The sequence below is a fragment of the Protofrankia sp. Cr1 genome (assembly GCF_963555865.1).
Taxonomy (GTDB): Bacteria; Actinomycetota; Actinomycetes; order Frankiales; family Frankiaceae; genus Protofrankia.
On the sequence record NZ_CAUVXO010000139.1, the window covers coordinates 1 to 2,881 of the forward strand.

Annotated in this window: 3 protein-coding genes; all 3 read left to right on the forward strand. The window is 67.1% G+C overall.

The features are described from left to right. Positions 1 to 200 precede the first annotated feature (200 nt). Positions 201 to 1,190 (forward strand): AAA family ATPase, encoded by a 990-nt coding sequence (locus tag U9980_RS13150; RefSeq protein ID WP_322768167.1) that lies wholly within the window; start codon positions 201 to 203, stop codon positions 1,188 to 1,190. A gap of 62 nt (positions 1,191 to 1,252) precedes the next feature. Further along, the gene (locus U9980_RS13155; protein ID WP_322768168.1) at positions 1,253 to 1,939 is read left to right on the forward strand and encodes a Zn-dependent membrane protease; all 687 of its coding nucleotides are present in this window, start codon (positions 1,253 to 1,255) and stop codon (positions 1,937 to 1,939) included. 94 nt (positions 1,940 to 2,033) lie between these two features. Then, positions 2,034 to 2,881 (forward strand): ScpA family protein (locus U9980_RS13160; RefSeq protein ID WP_322768169.1); only part of this gene is annotated, 848 nt, incomplete at its 3' end.

A 2,881-nucleotide genomic window follows, 5' to 3' on the forward strand; every position in this document is an offset into this window, starting at 1 on the left:
TTCGGCCGCGACTTCGGGTGTTCGCCGCGCCGACGTGACCTACCCGGCTTCGTACGTGACCTCCAGTATCGGTACGCTCCTGACGGTCCGCTTCTGCTCTCCGCGCACGGATCCGCAAGCGTCCCCGGTGGTCTGCGGGCGCGCCAGAGGATCGATGATCGCGCGTCCTCAGGTTGACCAGAAGGAGCAGGTCCCTTGACATGACCGCCGACGCCTCGCCGATGCCGACCCAGGTTCGCTCCCCTTACGGGCGGGTGACCGTCGGGGATCCAGCGCTGTCTGCTGATGGGCGACTCGACGGTGCCAACGTCGTACACAGCTCGGGTGGGGCCGGCGAGATGGGCCCCACGGGACGTCCATTGCCGGCCTTTCCCGTACCCCCTCCGGTGGCAACGCACGGGGCCGGCTGGGTGGTCGCCATGTGTAACCAGAAGGGCGGCGTCGGCAAGACGACCAGCACGATCAATCTGGGCGCGGCGCTCGCCGAGTACGGCCGCCGGACCCTGTTGGTCGACTTCGACCCGCAGGGTGCGCTCTCGGTCGGGCTCGGCATCAACCCGATGGTGCTGGAGCGCACCGTGCACGATCTCCTCGTGGGTGGCGAAGGCGAGATCGGCGAGGTGATAGTCCCCACCCAGGTCGACGGTCTGGATCTGCTTCCGAGCAATATCGACCTGTCGGCTGCCGAGATGCTGCTGGTCACCGAGGTCGGTCGTGAGCACACGCTCGCGCGTGCCCTGGCGTCGATCCGCTCCGAATACGATGTGATTCTCATCGACTGCCAGCCGTCCCTGGGTCTGCTGACCGTCAACGCCCTGACCGCGGCGGATGCGGTGATCGTGCCGTTGGAGTGCGAGTACTTCGCCCTACGCGGTGTCGCGCTGCTGCTGGACACAATCGACAAGGTGCGGGACCGGCTCAACCCACGCCTTGAGCTCGCCGGCATCCTCGCCACCATGTACGACGCCCGAACCCTGCATGCCCGGGAGGTGCTGGCGAGGGTCGTCGAGCGCTTTCCCGACGAGGTTTTTCACACCGTGATCAGCCGTACGGTTCGCTTTCCGGAAACCACGGTCGCCGGTGAGCCGATCACGACCTACGCGCCCACCTCGGTGGGGGCGGACGGATACCGGCGGCTGGCCCGCGAACTGATGGCCAGGCACGGCGCACCGCCGGTGATCCAGCGTTAGCGATACCCTGACACCACGTGGCCGAAGCTTGTTCGGGAATCGGATAAGGGACCTGTAGAGGCGTGCTGTTCCACCTGGCCGAACCCGCGGCGCTTTTGGGGATCGTTCTCGCGCTCCTCATCGGGATCTACGCTCATGACACGGCACAGGTCATCGTCGCGAGGCTGCTCCAGGACCGCGGGCTGCGGTCCGGGCGGCTCACGGCATCGCTGAAAGACCGGGTCAGCCCGTTCAGCGCGGTGGCCATGCTCATCGCGGGTGTCGGCTGGACCGAGCCGATACCGATGAACGACGTATGGCGCAAGCGACGGTTCCACGTCGCGGTCGCGGTGCTGGCCGGACCGCTGGCCTACCTGGTGCTCGCCTTTGTTGCGATCATCGGTTTCAAGTTCGTCTCCCAACCGCTCATCATCGTTGAGGGCACCCGAATCGTGGAACTCGCCGGGGCGGGTGGCTTCTCCGCGAAACTGGTGCTGTGGCTGGCCGTCACCTTCGCGTCACTGTTCATTGTGAGCCTTATCCCCATCCCGCCCGCCGACGGCGGGCGGGTGCTGTTCGGACTGGGCCCGCAGTCACCGAGCTGGCGCAAGGCCGAGTACCAGCTCCGCGAGAACAACGTCGGCATCGTCATCCTGCTGGTGGCCATTCTGCTGCCGAAGCTGTTTCTCGGGTTTCCCTCGGTCGTGGACCAGCTGGTGCTCCCGTTGCTCGGCGGTCTGGGGGACATCATCAACCTCCACATTCGTTGACGGGTGGACGCGCCGCGCGTTGCCCGGCCCCGGCCCCGGCCCGCTGTGGTGGCTGGTTCGGGGTGGCTGGCCGCGGTCGCGGTAGCGTCGGGACATGGCGCGGACAGGGCTGTCTCCCAACCGGCGGGTGAACGCGGCGGTCGGGGCCGCGCAGCCCGCGTCGCCGGCTGAGTCCACTGCCTCTCCTGCCGGCACTGCCGGTACCGCCCCCAGCGCACCCACCGGCCGGGGCAGTGCCGGCAGCGCCTTTGTTGTCGAGCTCGCGAACTTCAGCGGCCCGTTCGATCTGCTGCTCTCGTTGATCGCCAAACACAAGATGGACGTGACCGAGGTCGCGCTCTCTCAGGTCACCGACGAGTTCGTGGCTCACATCCGCCGCCTCGGCGCGGGCTTTGACCTCGGGCAGGCCACCGAGTTCCTGGTGATCGCAGCAACCCTTCTCGACCTCAAGGCGGCCCGGCTGCTACCCGGGGCGATCTCCGAGGACGAAGCTGAGAACCTCGCCCTCCTCGAGGCCAGAGACCTGCTGTTCGCCCGTCTGCTGCAGTACAAGGCATACAAGGAGGCCTCGGCCCTGTTCGTCGGGCTGATGGCGTTGGAAGCCCGGTACCTGCCCCGGGCTGTTGCGCTGGAGCCGCGTTACGCGCGCGCTTTGCCAGAGGTGCAGATCGGTATCGGCCCGGCCGAGCTCGCCCGGCTCGCGGCCAGGTTGCGGGAACCTCCGCTGCCTCCGCAGGTCGCCACCGATCACGTCCACCTGCCGCGGATCAACATCCGCGAGCATATGCTCGCTGTGATCGAGAAATTGCGAGAGATGGGTAGCGCATCCTTCGGGATGCTCTGTACCGGCTGTCGACAGACGATCGAGGTGGTCGCGCGTTTCCTCGCCCTGCTCGAGCTCTTCAGAGAGGGGCGGATCGCGTTTGAACAGGAGGTTCCCCT